Annotated in this window: 21 protein-coding genes; 15 read left to right on the forward strand and 6 right to left on the reverse strand. The window is 58.7% G+C overall.

Annotated features, from left to right (window positions below; all coding sequences use genetic code 11):
- The first annotated feature begins 9 nt into the window (after window positions 1-9).
- Together THS5294_RS02185 and THS5294_RS02190 are read left to right on the forward strand one after the other, a co-directional pair.
- Entirely contained in the window at window positions 10-576 is a 567-nt protein-coding gene (locus tag THS5294_RS02185; RefSeq protein WP_058122463.1) for a DUF1285 domain-containing protein, read from the forward strand.
- Window positions 577-647: 71 nt separating this feature from the next.
- Entirely contained in the window at window positions 648-878 is a 231-nt protein-coding gene (locus THS5294_RS02190; RefSeq protein ID WP_058122464.1) for a DUF2798 domain-containing protein, read from the forward strand.
- Here THS5294_RS02190 and THS5294_RS02195 read toward each other — a convergent pair.
- From THS5294_RS02195 to THS5294_RS02210, 4 genes are all read right to left on the reverse strand, one after another.
- Window positions 875-1,402 carry a pseudouridine synthase gene (locus THS5294_RS02195; protein ID WP_058122465.1) on the reverse strand — a complete coding sequence of 176 codons (528 nt, stop codon included), beginning with the start codon at window positions 1,400-1,402 and terminating at the stop codon, window positions 875-877. The genes THS5294_RS02190 and THS5294_RS02195 overlap by 4 nt on opposite strands.
- Before the next feature lie 6 nt (window positions 1,403-1,408).
- Window positions 1,409-4,213: a DNA polymerase I gene (gene polA / locus THS5294_RS02200; protein ID WP_058122466.1), complete on the reverse strand. Its 2,805-nt coding sequence runs from the start codon at window positions 4,211-4,213 to the stop codon at window positions 1,409-1,411.
- A gap of 120 nt (window positions 4,214-4,333) precedes the next feature.
- Entirely contained in the window at window positions 4,334-5,146 is an 813-nt protein-coding gene (panB, locus tag THS5294_RS02205; protein ID WP_058122467.1) for a 3-methyl-2-oxobutanoate hydroxymethyltransferase, read from the reverse strand.
- Between the two features lie 6 nt (window positions 5,147-5,152).
- Window positions 5,153-5,341 carry a zinc-finger domain-containing protein gene (locus THS5294_RS02210; protein ID WP_038007786.1) on the reverse strand — a complete coding sequence of 63 codons (189 nt, stop codon included), beginning with the start codon at window positions 5,339-5,341 and terminating at the stop codon, window positions 5,153-5,155.
- 87 nt (window positions 5,342-5,428) lie between these two features.
- On the opposite strand from THS5294_RS02210, the gene THS5294_RS02215 reads away from it, so the two are divergent.
- A complete protein-coding gene (locus tag THS5294_RS02215) occupies window positions 5,429-6,361 on the forward strand; it encodes an ABC transporter ATP-binding protein (RefSeq protein ID WP_058122468.1) in 933 nt (310 codons plus the stop codon).
- Between the two features lie 22 nt (window positions 6,362-6,383).
- Here the strand turns inward: THS5294_RS02215 and yddG are convergent, their stop codons facing one another.
- On the reverse strand, window positions 6,384-7,253 hold the full coding sequence (gene yddG, locus THS5294_RS02220) for an aromatic amino acid exporter YddG (protein ID WP_058122469.1): 870 nt from the start codon (window positions 7,251-7,253) through the stop codon (window positions 6,384-6,386).
- A gap of 121 nt (window positions 7,254-7,374) precedes the next feature.
- Between yddG and typA the strand changes: the two genes are divergently transcribed.
- Window positions 7,375-9,195 (forward strand): translational GTPase TypA, encoded by a 1,821-nt coding sequence (gene typA / locus THS5294_RS02225; RefSeq protein ID WP_038007791.1) that lies wholly within the window; start codon window positions 7,375-7,377, stop codon window positions 9,193-9,195.
- 69 nt (window positions 9,196-9,264) lie between these two features.
- Window positions 9,265-9,891, forward strand: coding sequence for a trimeric intracellular cation channel family protein (locus THS5294_RS02230; RefSeq protein ID WP_058122584.1), 627 nt, complete (start codon window positions 9,265-9,267; stop codon window positions 9,889-9,891).
- 2 nt (window positions 9,892-9,893) lie between these two features.
- On the opposite strand, the gene THS5294_RS02235 is transcribed toward THS5294_RS02230, so the two are convergent.
- Window positions 9,894-10,478: a LabA-like NYN domain-containing protein gene (locus THS5294_RS02235; protein ID WP_038007794.1), complete on the reverse strand. Its 585-nt coding sequence runs from the start codon at window positions 10,476-10,478 to the stop codon at window positions 9,894-9,896.
- Window positions 10,479-10,624: 146 nt separating this feature from the next.
- On the opposite strand from THS5294_RS02235, the gene folK reads away from it, so the two are divergent.
- The 10 genes from folK (at window position 10,625) to THS5294_RS02285 (ending at window position 18,531) form a co-directional block, all read left to right on the forward strand.
- Window positions 10,625-11,191 carry a 2-amino-4-hydroxy-6-hydroxymethyldihydropteridine diphosphokinase gene (folK, locus tag THS5294_RS02240; RefSeq protein ID WP_058122585.1) on the forward strand — a complete coding sequence of 189 codons (567 nt, stop codon included), beginning with the start codon at window positions 10,625-10,627 and terminating at the stop codon, window positions 11,189-11,191.
- A 98-nt stretch (window positions 11,192-11,289) separates the two neighbouring features.
- Window positions 11,290-11,643, forward strand: coding sequence for a DNA-directed RNA polymerase subunit omega (rpoZ, locus tag THS5294_RS02245; protein WP_038007796.1), 354 nt, complete (start codon window positions 11,290-11,292; stop codon window positions 11,641-11,643).
- Between the two features lie 22 nt (window positions 11,644-11,665).
- Window positions 11,666-13,792 carry a RelA/SpoT family protein gene (locus THS5294_RS02250; protein ID WP_058122470.1) on the forward strand — a complete coding sequence of 709 codons (2,127 nt, stop codon included), beginning with the start codon at window positions 11,666-11,668 and terminating at the stop codon, window positions 13,790-13,792.
- 25 nt (window positions 13,793-13,817) lie between these two features.
- Window positions 13,818-14,462, forward strand: coding sequence for a DUF2062 domain-containing protein (locus THS5294_RS02255; RefSeq protein WP_038007803.1), 645 nt, complete (start codon window positions 13,818-13,820; stop codon window positions 14,460-14,462).
- 42 nt (window positions 14,463-14,504) lie between these two features.
- On the forward strand, window positions 14,505-15,257 hold the full coding sequence (locus THS5294_RS02260) for a pyridoxine 5'-phosphate synthase (RefSeq protein WP_058122471.1): 753 nt from the start codon (window positions 14,505-14,507) through the stop codon (window positions 15,255-15,257).
- A 60-nt stretch (window positions 15,258-15,317) separates the two neighbouring features.
- Window positions 15,318-15,719 (forward strand): holo-ACP synthase, encoded by a 402-nt coding sequence (gene acpS / locus THS5294_RS02265; protein ID WP_058122472.1) that lies wholly within the window; start codon window positions 15,318-15,320, stop codon window positions 15,717-15,719.
- A gap of 107 nt (window positions 15,720-15,826) precedes the next feature.
- Entirely contained in the window at window positions 15,827-16,609 is a 783-nt protein-coding gene (gene lepB, locus THS5294_RS02270) for a signal peptidase I (protein ID WP_058122473.1), read from the forward strand.
- Window positions 16,606-17,295, forward strand: a complete 690-nt coding sequence (gene rnc, locus THS5294_RS02275; RefSeq protein ID WP_058122474.1) for a ribonuclease III — start codon at window positions 16,606-16,608, stop codon at window positions 17,293-17,295. Before lepB ends, rnc begins: the two co-directional genes overlap by 4 nt.
- Entirely contained in the window at window positions 17,288-18,202 is a 915-nt protein-coding gene (gene era, locus THS5294_RS02280; protein ID WP_038007817.1) for a GTPase Era, read from the forward strand. The genes rnc and era overlap by 8 nt, the downstream gene beginning before the upstream one ends.
- Window positions 18,199-18,531, forward strand: a complete 333-nt coding sequence (locus tag THS5294_RS02285; protein ID WP_058122475.1) for a DUF1491 family protein — start codon at window positions 18,199-18,201, stop codon at window positions 18,529-18,531. The genes era and THS5294_RS02285 overlap by 4 nt, the downstream gene beginning before the upstream one ends.
- The last annotated feature ends 5 nt before the right edge of the window (window positions 18,532-18,536 follow it).

An 18,536-nucleotide genomic window follows, 5' to 3' on the forward strand; every position in this document is an offset into this window, starting at 1 on the left:
CAAAGAGACATGAGCGGACAAAACATCGTGAAACCGAACCCCGAGGGCATAGCTGCCAGTATAAACGCCACAAAAAAGGGCCGCGGATTGCCGCCTGTGCACCTGTGGAGTCCGCCCTTTTGTGGGGATATCGACATGCGCATCGCGCGCGATGGCACGTGGTTCTACGAAGGATCAAAAATAACGCGCCCCGGTTTGGTGGGGCTGTTTTCGTCGATCCTTAAACTTGAGGACGGCAAGTTTTTCCTGGTGACCCCGGTGGAAAAGGTAGGGATCACGGTAGAGGACGCGCCTTTCGTGGCCGTCGATTTTGAGCAGAACGGCGCGGATATCGTGTTCGAAACCCACGTAGGCGATAGCGTCACTGTCGGGCCGGAGAATGCCGTCCGTATAGATGTCGCCGAGGACGGAGAGCCGTCACCCTACTTGCATGTCCGGGCAGGCCTAGAGGCGTTGATCGACCGCAAATCGTTTTATCGGTTGGTTGAGGTCGGCGCGCATCATGAGGGCATGTTTGGCATCTGGTCTGGTGGCGCGTTCTTCCCGTTTGTAGAAAGTGCGGCTTTGCAGGACTGACCTGTGCACGCATGCATCTGGCGCGCCTGTGCGGGGTACGCTAGGCCTCGGGCAACTGGAAAGGACGTTTCATGATCCCTGCACGCTTTGCCCCTGTGGTTTTTGGCTTCATTTTATCGGGGCTGATGTCGCTAATAGTGTCGGGCATTGCGACGCTGCGTGCCGTTGGCATGCCGCCGGATATTCTGGCCAAATGGATGGGTAGCTGGGCATTTAGCTGGGCGGTGGCTTTTCCCACCGTGTTGGTCGTGGCCCCGTTGGCGCGCCGCTTGGTGGCGCGTTTGGTCCGAAACGAAAGCTAAAGCTCAATCCACTTACCCGGTGCGATGCCCTCCAACGACCAGTCCCCGATACGCCACCGCACCAGCCGCAAACAGGGCAAACCCACGGCGGCACACATGCGCCGAACCTGACGATTGCGCCCTTCGGTGATGGTCAATTCAAGCCACGCGTCGGGCACGGTTTTGCGCACACGCACGGGTGGATCGCGGGGCCATAGGTCGGGCGCGGGGATTTCGCGCACCTTGGCGGGCCGGGTCTTCCCATCCTTTAGGGTGACTCCCCGGGCCAGTTGATCCAACGCGTCACCGGAGGGCGTACCCTCGACCATCACAAGGTAGGTTTTTGGCACCTTGCGCTTGGGCGAGGTGATCTGCGCCTGCAACTGCCCGTTGTCCGTCAGCAGCAAAAGCCCCTCGCTGTCGCGGTCCAAGCGGCCAGCGGCATACACGCCGGGCAGGTCGATGTGATGCTTTAGCCCCGGCCATTTCCCCTCATCGGTGAATTGGCTCAGGACATTCATCGGTTTGTTGAACGCGATCAGCATGGGGCGCTAGTGGGCCTGTGCCCAGTTCGCGCCCTGACCAGCCTCAACACTCAGCTTCACATCCAGATGCACCACGGGGTCGGCCGCGCCTTCCATGATGTCACGAGCCACGGCGGTAAGTGTGTCCACGGCGTCTTCATCGACCTCAAACAGCAGCTCATCGTGCACCTGCAACAGCATCTTGGCGGGCAGATCCGCAATGGCGGCGGGCATCCGGATCATGGCGCGACGGATAATGTCAGCCGCCGTCCCTTGGATCGGGGCGTTGATCGCGGCGCGCTTGGCAAACCCGGCGGTGGGGCCTTTGGCGTTGATCTCAGGCGTGTGGATTTTGCGACCAAACAGCGTTTCGACCCGTTCATGTTCTTTGGCGAATTTGACGGTGTCATCCATATAGGTGCGGATGCCGGGAAAGCGTTCAAAATAGGTATCGATGAAGGCCTGCGCCTCGGCGCGCGGAATGCGCAGATTGCGTGCCAGACCAAAACCGGAGATGCCGTAAATTACGCCAAAGTTAATCGCTTTGGCTTGGCGACGCACGTCTGAGGTCATCTCATCGAGGGGTACGCCAAACATCTGCGAAGCGGTGATTGCGTGGATATCTTGACCGTCTTTGAACGCTTGTTTGAGAGCATCAATTCCGGCGACATGGGCCAAAATCCGCAACTCGATCTGAGAATAATCGAGTGCAACGAGTACTTTGCCCTCATCCGCAACGAACGCCTCACGAATGCGGCGTCCTTCCTCAGACCGGATGGGGATGTTTTGTAGGTTCGGATCAGTCGAGGCCAAGCGCCCCGTGCTTGCGCCCGCAATGGAATAGGACGTGTGGACACGCCCAGTATCGGGGTTGATATGGTCCTGAAGCGCGTCAGTATAGGTCGATTTCAGCTTGGATAACTGTCGCCAATCAAGAACGCGGGCGGGCAGATCATGCTCGGTCGCGAGGTCCTCTAGGACATCGGCGCCAGTGGAATACTTGCCGGTCTTTGCGCTTTTCTTGCCGCCCTCAAGGCCCATCTTATCGAACAGGATTTCGCCGAGCTGTGCAGGCGATCCTACGTTAAAGCTTTGTCCTGCCAGTTCGTGGATTTCGGCCTCAAGTCCCGCCATCTTCTGGGCGAATGCGTTGGACATCCGGCTGAGCGTGTCGCGGTCGACCTTGATGCCGGTTCGCTCCATCTGGGCGAGAACGGGCACAAGAGGACGTTCGAGCTTTTCATAGACCCGCGTGACCTGCGCCGCTGAGAGGCGCGGTTTAAGGATTTGCCACAGGCGCAGCGTCACATCTGCGTCTTCGGCGGCATATGGCACGGCATCGTCGATGGGCACACGATCAAAGGTGATCATGGATTTTCCGCTCCCCAAGAGGGACTTAATCGGGATCGGCGTGTGGTTCAGGTACTGATCCGCCAGCTTGTCCATGCCGTGCGTGTGCAACCCAGCATGTTGCGCATAGGACAACAACATTGTGTCGTCGATAGGTGCCAGCGTGATCCCGTACTTGGCAAAGATCTTCATGTCGTACTTGGCGTTTTGCAGAATTTTCAGGACGGAAGGGTCCTGCAGCAAAGGCCGCAACAGCACGAGGGCGTCTTCTAGCGGGATTTGCCCCTCCGCGAGGGCGTCATTCCCGAACAGATCATCGGCGGCCGCGCCCTTGTGGGTCAGCGGTACATAGGCTGCTTCGCCCGGTTCGATGCACAGGCTGACACCCACCAAATCGGCGGTCATCTCGTTCAACCCGGTTGTTTCTGTGTCCACCGCGACGTAGCCGCGCGCATGCGCCTGCGCGATCCATTTGGCCAGCGTTTCGGTGTCGCGGATGCAGGTGTATGTCCCGCTGCCCATTGCGGGGGCTTCTGGGGCTTCGGGCGCGTCTGGGGCTGTGATTTCGGGGGCGGCAGGGGGTTCTACGCCCATGCGGTCGGCGATGCGTTTGGTCAGGGTGCGGAATTCCATCTGATTGAGGAATTCCAACAAATCCTCCGCCACGGCATCGCGGATTTCGAGCGACTCTAACGTGAATGGCAGGTCCATGTTTTCGTCGAGTGCGACTAATCGTTTGGACAGTTCAATCTGGGCGCGATGCTCGATCAACGTCTGGCGGCGCTTGGGTTGTTTGATCTCTTCGGCGCGGTCCAACAGGTCCTCTAGGGTGCCGAATTCGTTGATCAAAAGAGCAGCTGTTTTGATCCCGATGCCGGGTGCGCCGGGCACGTTGTCGACGCTATCGCCCGCAAGGGCCTGCACATCCACAACACGCTCTGGTCCCACGCCAAACTTCTCAACCACACCGTCACTATCGATGCGCTTGTTTTTCATGGGGTCCATCATCTCAACCCCGCCGCCGACAAGCTGCATGAGGTCCTTGTCAGAGGAAACAATCGTCACCCGGCCACCGGCGGCGCGCGCCTGACAGGCGAGCGTTGCGATGATGTCGTCTGCCTCAAAGCCTTCGATCTCTTCGCAGGCGATGTTAAAGGCGCGGGTGGCGTCGCGGGTCAGGGGGATTTGAGGGCGCAAATCCTCGGGCATCGCGTCGCGATTGGCTTTGTATTGGTCATACAGGTCATTGCGGAACGTATGGCTACCCTTGTCAAAAATCACGGCGACATGGGTGGCGGCGTCTGGGCCGGAATTGCCCTCAACATAGCGTTGCAGCATGTTGCAAAACCCGCTGACCGCGCCGACCGGCAGGCCATCGGATTTGCGCGTCAAAGGAGGCAGCGCGTGAAAGGCGCGAAAGATGAAGGCCGAACCGTCGATGAGGTGCAGGTGGCACCCTTTTCCGAATTGCGTGTCTGACATGATATTCCCCTGTTCGCCGTGCGCATGGTTCTAGCGCAGGGGGCGCTGGATGGCGAGGCTCTGCGGACACTGATTGGGGGAAACTAAGCGGCCCTCGACTCAGGGGCGCAAAGGTCCGCCTTAGTCGGCGAACCCGTATTCTTCGGCCGGAAAGCTGCGTGTCCGGACTTCTTGGGCATAGGCTTCTACGGCGGCTTCGGCTTGGCTGCCCAGATCGGCATAGCGTTTGACGAACTTCGGCTTGAATGCGGTGAACAGCCCGAGCATGTCATCGACCACAAGGACCTGACCGTCACAATGCGCCGATGCCCCGATGCCGATGGTCGGAATGGGTAGGGCTTCGGTGATTTTGGTGGCCAGTCCTGTTGGTACTTTTTCCAAGACAACGGCGAACGCACCTGCGTCGCTGACGGCTTGAGCATCGGCCATCAACATGGGCGCGGCGTCGCCGCGGCCCTGTACCTTGTACCCGCCAAGCGTGTGGATCGCCTGCGGCGTCAGGCCAACATGGGCCATCACGGGGATGCCGCGTTCGACTAAGAATGCAATGGTTTCAGCCATATGCACACCGCCCTCAAGCTTGACCGCGCCCGCGCCGGTTTCCGCCATTAGGCGGGCGGCTGCGGCAAACGCCACCTGTGGGCTGGCCTCGTAACTGCCAAAGGGCATGTCCACGACCATGAGCGCGCGGTCCAACCCGCGGCGCACTGCTTGCCCATGCAGGATCATCATGTCTAGCGTGACTTGCAGGGTCGAGGGCAGGCCGTGCAGAACCATTCCAACACTGTCGCCAACCAGCACAAAGTCGCAATGCGCATCCATCAGCTGGGCCATGGGGGTGGTGTAGGCCGTCAGGCTGACAATGGGTGTGCCGCCCTTCATGTCTTTTATATCGCTTGGTGTTACGGCCCGCGATTGGCCTGTCGTGCTCATGTTAAATCAGTGCGCTGCCGCGCCCTCAGCGTCATCAGAAAGCATGAATTTCTTGTCACAATAGGGGCACTCGACGTAGCCCTTTGTGCTGTCCACAGTCAGCCACACGCGGGGGTGACCAAGGGCACCGCCGCCGCCATCACAGGCCACACGGGAAGAGGTCACGATCTCTGTCTCAGGGGCATCAATGCTCATGGGTTGGCTCCAGACGATTCAAGGGGTAGGGGGGGTTATGCGGTAAACTGCCCCTTGTGGGCAAGCGGAATGGTGAGGGACGCCCCAATGGCAGCAGCGATCAAAATCGAAGGATTGCGGAAAACCTACGCTGGGCAGGGCGCAAGTGCCCCGAAAGAGGCGCTAAAGGGCGTAGACCTGGAAATCCCGCAGGGCAGCATTTTTGGCTTATTGGGGCCAAACGGCGCTGGCAAATCCACGATGATCAACATTTTGGCCGGATTGGTGACCAAAACGTCCGGGAGTGTGAACATCTGGGGCTTTGACCAAGATGTGAACCCCCGCCAAAGCCGGGCCGCGATTGGTGTTATGCCGCAAGAGCTGAACCTTGATCCGTTCTTTACGCCCCGCGCAGCGCTTGAGGTGCAGGCTGGGCTATATGGTGTGCCCAAAGCGGATCGCCGCAGCGATGAAATCTTGGAGCTTGTCGGACTAACGGACAAGGCCGAGGCCTATGCGCGTACGCTTTCGGGCGGTATGCGGCGGCGGCTGTTGTTGGCCAAAGCGCTTGTGCATCACCCGCAAATTCTCGTGTTGGATGAACCCACAGCGGGCGTGGATATTGAGCTACGCCAGATGCTGTGGCGCAACGTGCGCAAGCTAAACGAGGAGCGAGGGATGACAATCATCCTGACCACGCACTACCTCGAAGAGGCGCAGGAAATGTGTGATGAGATCGCGATCATCAATCACGGCGAAGTGGTTGTGCGCGATCGGACCGAGGTCTTGCTGGATCGGCTAGATGCCAAAACCCTCGTGATCGTACCAGAGGCCGAAGTCGGTGAAGTGTCGCTGCCCAAAGGCGTTGAGATGGTACGCAGGCTCCATGGTGAGCTGGCGTTTTCCTACGCGCGCTCCAACACCAGTGCCGAGGCCGTGTTGCAGGCGGTTCATGCGGCGGGGATCTCGATCCGGGACGTGCGCACCGAAGAGGCGGATCTTGAGGACGTGTTTGTCTCTTTGACGTCGTCAAAGGCATAGTCCGCAGCCAGTAGCGTATCGTTTAGCCGCGCCGGCTGACGACGCCTGCCGCAATGCCTGCGCCAAGGGTGATCAGAATGCAGGCACCCGCCAATGACCACGTGGCGGCAGCCTGACCCGCAACCACCAAGACTATCGTAGATAAGAGTGGGGCTGCGTAGCTGGCCGCACCCAAGACCTGTATATCGCCGCGCTTGACGCCGACATCCCACAAAAAGAACGCAAACCCCACTGGCCCAAGGCCTAGCCCGATAACGGCAGCCCACTGGATGGCGGTTACGGGCCAAACGGTTGTCTCAATCATCAGATGAGCCGCAGTGGCAAGGATGGCTGTCACAAGGCAAAAGCCGGTAACGGCCTCGGTCGGGACATGGGAAATTGTGCGCGATAGGACCGAATAGCTGGACCATATGAATGCCGCCAAAAGTGCGAGGGCATAGCCGCTGGTGTAGGTTGGATCAAAGGCCAAGGCCTCACCGCGGGTGACCAACAGGGCCGCTCCGCAAAAGCCGCAGGCCGCTCCGATCACGTGGCGGGGCAACAAACGCTCGCCCGGTGCCAGTGCCGAAAGCACTACAATCAAGAGTGGCCAGAGGTAGGCGATTAGGCTTGCCTCTACCGCCGGTGCGGCCCGCAGGGCAGAAAAATAGACAAAATGGTATCCAAATAAACCGCCCACGCCGATGGCCCAAACGTGGGGCGGTTGGCGCAATGCACCAAAGGACCGACCAGTAGCTAGCATGACGCTTGCGCCCGACAGGCCACCAATCGCAAAGCTTAAAGCCGCTAATTGTAAGGGCGGAACGGCACCACTGGCCGCCGTGAACAGCGCCAAAAGCGCCCACAAAAGGACGGCTCCAAATCCGATTAAGGTCGCGCGCGCTGAAGTCATGCCTCGACGTATCGCCAACCTTTCGTCGCGTCCATATCGCACCCGCAGAAAATGCGCGCTGGCTTTTTGGGCTGACCTGCGCTAAGGCGCGCGCACCTACTCTCCTCCAAAGGCTGTTCCCATGGATATTCGCAATATTGCGATCATCGCACACGTTGACCACGGCAAGACGACGCTCGTTGACGAGCTTCTCAAACAATCCGGTACTTACCGGGAAAATCAGGCGACGACCGAGCGCGCGATGGACAGCAATGACCTAGAACGCGAACGCGGCATCACCATCTTGGCGAAAGCGACAAGTGTTGAATGGGGCGATACCCGGATCAACATCGTTGATACGCCCGGCCACGCCGACTTTGGCGGTGAAGTGGAGCGTATCCTGAGCATGGTTGACGGTGTTGTTCTGTTGGTTGATGCCGCAGAAGGCCCGATGCCTCAGACGAAATTTGTGACCTCCAAAGCGCTCGCGCTGGGCCTGCGTCCTATTGTTGTGCTCAACAAGGTGGACAAGCCCGATGCGGAGCCTGACCGCGCGTTGGATGAGTGTTTTGACCTGTTCGCCAACCTCGGCGCAGATGACAAGCAACTCGATTTTCCACACATGTATGCCTCCGGCCGGTCCGGTTGGGCCGATCTGGAACTGGACGGGCCACGCAAAGACCTGACCGCGCTGTTCGATTTGATCGTCAAGCACGTTCCAAAACCAGCACAGCTTGCGGCGGCGAATGAGCCTTTCCGTATGCTGGCGACGACGCTTGGCGCAGACCCCTTCATTGGTCGGACGCTGACAGGCCGGGTTGAGGCCGGGACCCTTAAGGCAGGGACAACATTGCAAGCGCTGAGCCGTGAAGGCGACAAGCTGGAAAGCTTCCGCGTGACCAAAATTCTTGCGTTCCGCGGTCTGGGCCAACAGCCTATCGACGAAGCGGTCGCAGGTGACATCGTCACGCTTGCCGGTATGGCCAAGGCCACTGTGGCCGACACGCTGTGCGATCCAAGTGTGACCACGCCGATTGATGCACAACCGATTGATCCACCAACCATCACAGTGACCTTCGGGATCAACGACAGCCCGCTTGCAGGGCGTGACGGCAAAAAGGTGCAATCGCGCGTTATTCGCGACCGCCTGATGAAAGAAGCCGAGACCAACGTCGCGATTCAGATCACGGACACCCCTGGCGGTGAGGCCTTTGAGGTCGCTGGCCGTGGCGAATTGCAGATGGGTGTTTTGATCGAAAACATGCGTCGTGAGGGTTTTGAGCTGTCAATCTCGCGCCCGCAGGTGCTGTTCCGTGAGGAAGATGGCCAGAAGCTGGAGCCAATTGAGGAAGTCACCATTGACGTGGACGACGAGTACTCTGGCGCTGTGATCGAAAAGATCACAGGTACCCGTAAGGGTGAGCTGGTCGAGATGAAGCAGGCTGGCGCCGGCAAAACGCGGATCATCGCGCATGTGCCCTCGCGCGGTTTGATCGGGTACCACGGTGAGTTCCTGACCGATACGCGCGGGACCGGTGTGTTGAACCGTGTGTTCCACGAATGGTCGCCATTCAAGGGCGCGATCCCCGGTCGTCGTCAGGGTGTTCTGATCTCGATGGAAGATGGTGTTTCGGTGGCTTATGCGATCTTTAACCTTGAGGATCGCGGTAAGTTCTTCATCGGTGCGCAGGAGCAGGTTTACCAAGGTATGGTTATCGGCGAACACAGCCGCGACAACGACCTTGAGGTAAACCCGCTGAAGGGCAAAAAGCTGACGAACGTGCGCGCCTCCGGTACGGATGAAGCTGTACGTTTGACAACGCCGGTCAAGATGTCCCTGGAAGAAGCGATTGCCTATATCGACAATGACGAGTTGGTTGAGGTGACGCCCAATGCGATCCGGTTGCGCAAGCGCTATCTGGACCCGCATGAGCGCAAACGTCAGTCCCGCGTTGCCAGCTAAGGTTACAGGGATATTTGAGAACCAAAGAGGGGCGCGTTTGTGCCCTTCTTTTTTGTTTGGATGGTCCCGATGACGACACTTGTTCTGTTGGATTATGCATCTGTGATCGTGTTCGCTGTAACAGGCGCGCTTGTGGCATCGCGGGCGCAACTGGATGTTGTGGGCTTTGGCTTTGTGGCGTGTCTGACAGCAGTGGGCGGCGGGACAGTGCGCGACGTCGTATTGGACCGAAATCCTGTGTTTTGGTTGGCAGATCCGTTAAATATTGCAGCCGCGCTTTTGGCGGCGGTAGTAATTTTTTTTACCGCTCACTGGGTGGAAAGCCGTCTGAAGGCGGTGATTTGGTTGGATGCTGTGGCCTTGTCAGTTGCTGTGGCGGCGGGCGTGTTGGCGGCGCGTTCCGTGGATCAGCCCGCGGCAATCCAAGTGATTATGGGCGTGATGACCGGCTGTTTGGGCGGGTTAATGCGCGATGTAGTCTGTAACGAGGTGCCTTTGGTCCTGAAGCAGGGGGAGCTGTATGTGACCGCAGCGCTTGCTGGTGCAGTGGGGGCATTGGCTGGCCTGTGGTTGAGCCCCGGTTCCCCTTGGGCTGCAATCGCGTTGTGTGCGGCGCTTACGTTTGGATTGCGCGCGGGTTCTATCCTGTTTGGCTGGCGGCTGCCGGTGTACCGTGCGCGTCCGCCGCAGACATAGGCCTAGTTGCTAGGAGAGGGCGCCATCGCGGGCGCGCCATCAGTGTCGGCGCGTGGTTCACGCGGGGGGCGGCCAATAACATCGCGCAATTCATCAAGTTCAATGAAGTTGTCGGCCTGACGGCGGAGTTCATCTGAAATCATCGGAGGCTGCGAGCGGATGGTTGAAACCACCGAAACACGCACGCCTTTACGCTGCACGGCCTCAACCAGCGGGCGGAAATCACCATCGCCGGAAAATAGCACGATATGGTCAACGTGGTCAGCGGTTTCCATCGCGTCCACGGTCAACTCAATATCCATGTTGCCTTTGACTTTGCGGCGGCCTTGACTGTCGACGTATTCCTTGGCGGATTTCGTGACCATGGTGAAGCCGTTGTAATGCAACCAATCTACGAGCGGGCGAATTGGGGAGTAATCATCGTTTTCGAGGAGGGCGGTATAGTAGAAAGCACGGAGCATTTTCCCCCGGCGCATGAATTCTTGGCGCAACAATCGGTAGTCGATATCGAATGAAAGTGCTTTGGCCGCAGCGTAAAGATTGGAACCGTCAATAAAGAGCGCAAGCCGCTCGTCTCGGTAAAACATCCCGAATGTCCTTTAAAAATAATTTTGTCCCGCCTAAAGCGACAGGCCTTGTGAGTAAATGTGAGCAAACCACACAAAGCGGTATGACAGAAAACATAAATCAAAACCTTAACGGCACAAGTGATACACAGGGAGATCGTCGCACAATGCTTCTGTTTGCGCTTGGAGGAAATTCGGACTTCGGCGGAGAATCGCCTAATTTGGTCGTGCAGCGCGCCATTTCTGCGCTGCGATGCAGTGAAATAGGGGGCTCTTGGCGGTCAAGTTGTCTATATCGCACCCCAGCGTTTCCGGCAGGCAGCGGTGCTGATTTTGCAAATGCAGTCGTGATTTGTGAGGCCCCGGAGGTGAACGCGGAGGCGGCTTTGGCTATCGCGAATGGCATTGAGGCTGAGTTTGGCCGCACGCGTGCAGAGCGTTGGGGGGCACGAACTTTGGACATCGATTTGATTGCGGCGGGGCCAGCGGGCGGGCAGGTTGCACCCGATCTGGGCGTTGCCCAGCAGTGGCGTGACCTGCCGATGGATGCACAGCTAATCACCACGCCGCAGACCCTTATTCTACCGCATCCGCGTGTCACTGATCGATCATTTGTTCTGGTTCCGTTGGTCGAGGTCGCGCCCGATTGGATAGATCCGCTGAGCGGCCAAAGCGCCTGCGCCTTGTTGGCGGCCCGTCCAGCGCAGGAGCGCGCCTCGGTTGTGCCGTGGTAGCCTGTTCGCTCCGCGTGGAGCCAATTGTTTCGCCCTTGTCAAGTCTTGCGTGAGGCTGTAAGTGATGCGGCTCACACCCCCATGATCTGGAGTGCACCATGGCCCGCGTTACGGTTGAAGATTGCGTTGATAAGGTTCCAAACCGGTTTGAACTGGTTATGTTGGCCGCTCACCGCGCCCGCGAAATTGCCGCTGGTGCGTCGATCACCGTGGATCGTGATAACGACAAAAACCCTGTCGTCTCTCTGCGTGAGATTGCTGATGAAACGCAATCCGCTGAGGACCTGCGTGAACGTCTGATCGAAAGCAATCAGACGCAGATCGAGGTTGATGAGCCCGAGGATGACAGCATGTCTCTGCTGATGGGCGTCGAAAAAGACGCACCTGCTGAGGACGATATGTCTGAGGAAAAACTGCTGCGCGCGCTGATGGAGGCGCAGGAGCCCCGCTAAGGGCCCCTCGCCCTGTTAGCAGATGATCCCAGTAGAGGACCTTCTCGCAAAGGTTCGCGCATATAACCCCAACACCAATGAGCCGCTGATCCGGGCGGCTTATTCCTATGGTTGGGATATGCATAAGGGGCAGACCCGGCAATCTGGTGAGCCCTACTTTTCACATCCTGTCGAGGTGGCGATGCTGCTCACGGAGCAGCGGCTAGACGATGCCACGATCATCACAGCTTTGCTGCATGATACGATCGAGGACACGCGCACCACGTTCACCGAAATCGCTGAGATGTTTTCGACGGAAATTGCGGTGTTGGTCGATGGTGTGACCAAGCTGACCAATCTTCAGCTGAGCAGCACGCAAACCAAACAGGCCGAGAATTTTCGTAAGCTTTTCATGGCGATGTCCAAGGACTTGCGGGTTATCTTGGTCAAGCTGGCGGACCGTTTGCACAACATGCGTACCATCCGTCATATGGCTGCGCACAAGCAGGCGCAAAAGGCCCATGAGACAATGGATATCTATGCGCCGCTTGCCGGGCGCATGGGGATGCAGTGGATGCGGGAGGAGCTGGAGGATCTGTCGTTCGCCGTGCTTCAGCCGGAGGCGCGCTCCTCGATTATGCGCCGCTTTGTGACACTGCAAAAAGCCAGCGGCGATGTAATCGCGCGCATCACGCTCGACATTATAAATGAACTTAAAAAAGCTGAGGTCGCGGCTGATGTGACTGGCCGTGCCAAGCGTCCTTTTTCCATCTGGCGCAAGATGGAGGAAAAGGAGCTTGGTTTTTCTCGATTGTCCGACATCTACGGCTTTCGGGTTATTTGCACGTCTGAGCAAGACTGCTACCGCGCCTTGGGAGTGATCCACCAACGGTGGCGCGCGGTGCCGGGCAGGTTCAAGGATTACATCAGCCAGCCCAAATCGAATGGGTATCGCTCGTTACACACGACTGTTTCGGGGCGTGACGGCAAACGGGTTGAGGTGCAGATTCGCACCCGCGAAATGCACGATGTGGCAGAGGGCGGCGTGGCCGCGCACTGGTCTTATCGTGACGGTCAGCGTGCTGAGAATCGGTTTGCCGTTGATCCCGCCAAGTGGCTCGAAACGATTACGGAGCGATTCGAAGCGGCAGAAGACCACGACGAGTTCATGGAACACGTGAAGCTCGAGATGTATTCCGATCAGGTGTTCTGCTTTACACCCAAGGGGGAGGTTGTCGCCCTGCCCAAAGGCGCGACGCCCTTGGATTTCGCTTATGCCATCCACACCCGAATCGGTCACTCCTGCGCTGGGGCCAAGGTTGATGGGATGCGGGTGCCGCTATGGACCCGGCTCAAAAACGGCCAAAGTGTTGAGATCACCACCGCCGAGGGCCAAAGCCCTCAGGTGACGTGGATCGACATTGTAAAAACGGGTCGTGCCAAACAAGCCATCCGCCGCGCGCTGCGTGAAGAGGACATTGTGCGGTTCCAACGTTTGGGGCGTGAATTGATGCGCGTCGCGTTGGATCATGTGGGCAAGAAGGCCACGGACAAGGTGCTGGAAACCGCCGCGCGGGCGTTTGATCTGCCCAATACGGATGCGCTGTTGGCTAAGGTCGGGGCCACGGATGTGTCTGCGCGCAAAGTGGTGGAACGGCTCTATCCCGAACTTATCGCCAGTGCGCCAGAAGCAGAAGTTGCGCCCAACAAGGCCATTGTTGGCCTCAATCCCGACGACAAATTTACCCGTGGTAGCTGTTGTCAGCCCGTGCCCGGTGAACGCATCGTTGGCATCACCTATCGTGGCAGCGGCGTGGTGGTGCATGGCATCGATTGTAAACGCCTTGTGACATATGAAGATCAGCCTGATCGCTGGCTCGACATTCGCTGGGCGGCGGGTCACCATGCGGCCGTGCACGCGGTGACGCTGGATCTGACGATCAGCAACGAAGGTGGGGTACTGGGACGTATCTGCACATTGATTGGCGAGCAAAACGCAAATATCTCGGACTTGCGATTCACAGATCGCAAACCGGATTTTTACCGCTTGCTGGTAGACGTGGACGTCCGCGACAGCGAACACCTGCACGCGGTGATGATGGCAATCGAGACGGACAGTGATGTCGCGGCGCTTCGGCGCGAACGCGATGTCGCCAAGGCGCCGGCCTGAGGGCGGCATAAAGGGGAGGGCCCGGGTGGTCTTCAAACGCAGAGACGCCCGCCCATGGTGGCGTATCCTCAAGGAGGTGCTTTGGCCCAAAGGTGGCTGGGCGCGTGCGTTTCACTATGTCAAACACCGCCTGCGGCGATTGCCCGACAGCCCGCACAAAATCAGCCGGGGTATTCTTGTTGGCGTTTTCACTGCCTTTACACCCTTCTACGGGTTGCACTTTTTGGTGGCGGCCGTTGGTGCGCGCTTGTTGCAGGGCAATATTCTTGCGGCTTTGCTGGCGACTTTCTTTGGCAACCCTCTGACGTATGTGCCTATCGGGGTGATCTCGCTCCAGACAGGGCATTTTTTGCTAGGCACGGAATTCGATAAGGAATTTGACGACGGTCTGTTGGCCAAGTTCGTCGGTGCGGGCCAAGACCTGTTGCACAATGTGCGCGCGCCCTTTTCGGGGGAGGCTGCGGATTGGAGCCATCTTTCCCTGTTCTGGGATGAGGTGTTCTTTCCCTACATGGTGGGCGGCATCATCCCCGGCATCGTGGCTGGGATCATCTGCTATTACATGTGCCTGCCGGTCATCACCGCGTATCAAAAACGCCGCCGGGGCATGATCAAGAAAAAGCTAGAAGAGTTGCGCCGCAAGGCTGCCCGTGGCGATCAAACGCGCTAGGTTCAGGCCAGAGGGTGAGCCAGCGAATGAGGGAGTGGTCTGATGGAAAAACTGCGTCTTGGTGTGAATATCGATCACGTGGCGACGGTGCGCAATGCGCGTGGCGGTATGGTGCCTGATCCGGTGCGCGCTGCGGTGTTGGCAGAGCGTGCGGGCGCAGATGGCATCACAGCGCACCTGCGTGAAGACCGCCGCCATATCAAGGATGCTGATATCGGCGCCTTGATGGAGGCTTTGACCATCCCCCTTAATTTTGAAATGGCCGCCACCGCTGAAATGCAGGCCATCGCTTTGCACCACAAACCTCATGCGGTGTGCATCGTGCCCGAGCGGCGCGAAGAGCGGACAACCGAGGGTGGGCTTGAGGTCGCGCGCGAAGAAAAGCGGCTGGGCGATTATATTGCACCGCTGCGCGACGCGGGCTGTCGGGTGTCGCTGTTTATTGCGGCGGATGAGGCGCAAATTCGCGCAGCCCACCGCATCGGTGCGCCAGTCATCGAGCTGCATACAGGTGCCTATTGCGATGCAGTCGCCGAAGGTCATACGAGTGAGGCCGCGGCTGAACTGGCGCGGATCACTGAGATGGCGGCTTTTGCGCATGACCTCGGGCTGGAGGTTCACGCGGGCCACGGCCTGACCTACGAAAGCACCCCGCCGATTGCGGCCCTTCCCACCGTGAGGGAGCTGAACATCGGGCACTTCTTGATCGGTGAGGCGATCTTTGTGGGGCTTGAGGCGGCCATGACCCAGATGCGGCAGGTAATGGACGCCGCTCGCACAAGTGCTTCTGACTAGACAGCGCCCCATCACGCGCTACACACGTTGGCTGAACGCATAACCATCCACGGAGCCGGAATGATCCTCGGCATCGGCACTGACCTCGCGAACATTGAACGCATTCAAGGAACGCTGGACCGCTTTGGCGACCGCTTCCGCAATCGTATCTTCACGGATGATGAGCAGCGTAAGGCCGAGAACCGCAAAGATGTCGCTGGCACCTATGCCAAGCGTTGGGCCGCCAAGGAAGCGTGCTCCAAGGCGTTGGGCACGGGGCTGCGCATGGGCATCGCGTGGAAAGACATGTCGGTCACCAATCTGCCCACCGGGCAGCCGGTTATGCAGGTTACGGGCTGGGCCAAAGATCGTCTCGACGCGATGACCCCGCCCGGTCACGAGGCGATTATTCACGTCACCCTCACGGACGATCACCCATGGGCCCAAGCCATGGTCATGATTGAGGCTCGCCCCGCCGAATAAGGCCCAAAACACCGTAAAATGGGCGTGGACGTGGCTCTGCGCGCGGTTGACTCTGGACAGACCCCAAGGCAGGACGGTGGCTTGAGTTAGCACGGGAAAGAGGCCCTATGGCAAGCACGGCAAAAAAAGAGGGCATCGGTGAGACGCTCAGAACGGTTTTTTGGGCGCTGCTCATTGCTGGGGTCTTTAGAACACTGTTTTTTCAGCCTTTCTGGATCCCGTCTGGCTCCATGAAGGATACGTTGCTGATCGGTGATTTCCTGTTTGTGAACAAGATGGCCTATGGCTATTCGCGTCATTCCTGCCCGTTCTCGATGTGCCCCTTTTCGGGCCGCATCCTCGGATCAGAGCCTGAGCGCGGAGATGTGATCGTGTTCCGCCATCCCGTGAACGGTGCGGATTTCATCAAGCGGGTCGTGGGGATGCCCGGCGATAAGGTGCAGATGCAGGGCGGCGTGCTTTATATCAACGACACCGCCGTAAAGCTCGATCCCGTCGCTCCTTTTGTTGAGACGTTTGAACGCCAAGGCTCCGCCGGTCATTTGCCACGCTGCGCGAATGAACCTGTGGGATTGGGCGGCCAGTGCGAGAAGAACCGCTTTATCGAAACTCTGCCCGGGGGGGCGACGCATTCTGTCCTCGATACGTTGACAGGCCGCGGTGATAACACGCCTGCCTTTGTCGTGCCCGAGGGTAACTATTTCTTCATGGGTGATAACCGTGACAACTCGCAAGACAGCCGCTTTACGCAGGCGCAGGGCGGTGTTGGGATGGTCCCGTTTGAGTACCTGATCGGCCGTGCGGACCGGGTGATGTTCTCGTCTGCTGGCGACCGGATGATCTATTTCTGGACGTGGCGCGGCGACCGTTTTTACAAGGCGATCGAGTGAAGTTGAGTGCCGAACTGACGGCGTTTCAGACCCGGATCGGGCACGTCTTTGCACGCCCTGATTTGTTGGTGCGCGCGATGACGCATTCCTCGATTTCCAGTGCGTCGCGCCCGGACAATCAACGGCTTGAGTTTCTGGGTGATCGGGTGCTGGGCCTCGTGATGGCCGAGGCGCTGATGGCCGAAGACAAAGCCGCGTCCGAGGGCCAATTGGCCCCGCGCTACAACGCCCTTGTCCGCAAAGAAACATGCGCTGCCGTCGCCCGTCAAATCGATCTGGGTGCCGTGCTAAAGCTTGGTAAATCCGAGATGGTGACTGGTGGTCGCCGCAAGGACGCGCTGCTTGGTGACGGGATGGAGGCTTTGATCGCTGCTGTCTATTTGGATGGCGGGTTTGAGGCAGCACATGCTTTGGTCCTGCGTCTGTGGGGTGACCGGGTCGCACAGGTCGAAGAAGACGCGCGCGACCCCAAGACCGCGTTGCAGGAATGGGCACAGGCGCGTCGCTTGCAGCCGCCGACATATGCCTTGCTCAAACGCTCTGGACCCGACCACGCGCCGGTTTTCCTGATTGAGGCTCAATTGGACAATGGTGCGCGCGCGCAGGCATCGGCGGGCAGCAAACGCCACGCTGAGCAGGCCGCCGCCAAAGCGCTTTTCGCGCAGATGGAGAAGAATGATGGCTGACACAAAAGCCGGGTTTATCGCCCTCATCGGGGAGCCGAACGCCGGCAAATCCACGCTGCTGAACCGTATGGTGGGGGCGAAAGTGTCCATCGTGACGCACAAAGTCCAGACCACGCGCGCACGTATTCGCGGCGTCGCGATGGAGGGGCAAAGCCAGCTTGTGTTTGTGGACACGCCCGGCCTGTTCCGCCCGCGTCGTCGGTTGGACCGTGCCATGGTTGCCGCCGCGTGGGGTGGTGCCGCGGATGCCGAAATCGTCGTGCTGTTGGTTGAGGCGCACAGGGGCCTCACCGAAGGTGTTGAGGCGATCATCGAGGCTCTTGAGGAGCGTATTTCGCCGAACCAAAAAGTGGCACTTGCGCTTAACAAGATTGACCGCGTGAAGTCTGAGGTCCTGTTGGGCCTGACTGAAAAGCTAAACGCCCGTTACCCGTTCGTTGAGACGTTTATGATCTCGGCCGAGAAGGGGCATGGTGTCGATACGTTGCGCGGGTGGCTGGCTGAAAATCTACCGGATGGTCCTTGGCTGTACCCCGAAGATCAGATCGCCGACCTGCCGATGCGGATGATCGCGGCAGAGATGACGCGCGAGAAACTGACCCTGCGGCTTCATCAAGAACTGCCCTACCAGTTGACCGTTGAGACGACCAATTGGGAAGAGCGCAAAGACGGCTCTGCCCGGATCGACCAGTTGATCTATGTGATCCGCGATGGTCACAAAGGCATCGTTTTGGGCAACAAAGGCGAGACGATCAAAGGCGTCAGCCAATCCGCCCGCCAAGAGCTAGAAGAATTCCTTGGCCGCCGTGTTCACCTGTTCCTACAGGTCAAAGTCCGGCCCAACTGGCTGGAAGAATCTGAGCGGTATTCCGAGATGGGCCTTGATTTCAAGGACGGTAATTCTTGACCCGACTGACCTCCGATTTTTGGGTGTCTGCCTACCGCAAGCATCTAGAGATGTTGGATATTCCCTGCTTCGTCGTGGCAAAAGGCCATGCGCAGGCGGGCGCGGTTTTCGTCAAGGTTAACACCCTAGACGGAAACGCCTGCGTATATCAGCGCAGCTTTGACTTAATGACAGGCGAACGGCAGTGGGTGGAACTGACCAGAGGCCCAGAGGCGGCCTGCGACGCCGCGCTGTCGCGGCAGCGCGGGTTTGATCCAGACCTGTGGGTCCTAGAGGTTGAGGATCGGCAGGGGCGACATCTGTTGGACACGCCACATTTGAACGCCTAACTTTA

The organism is Thalassobacter stenotrophicus, from assembly GCF_001458315.1.
GTDB lineage: Bacteria > Pseudomonadota > Alphaproteobacteria > Rhodobacterales > Rhodobacteraceae > Thalassobacter > Thalassobacter stenotrophicus.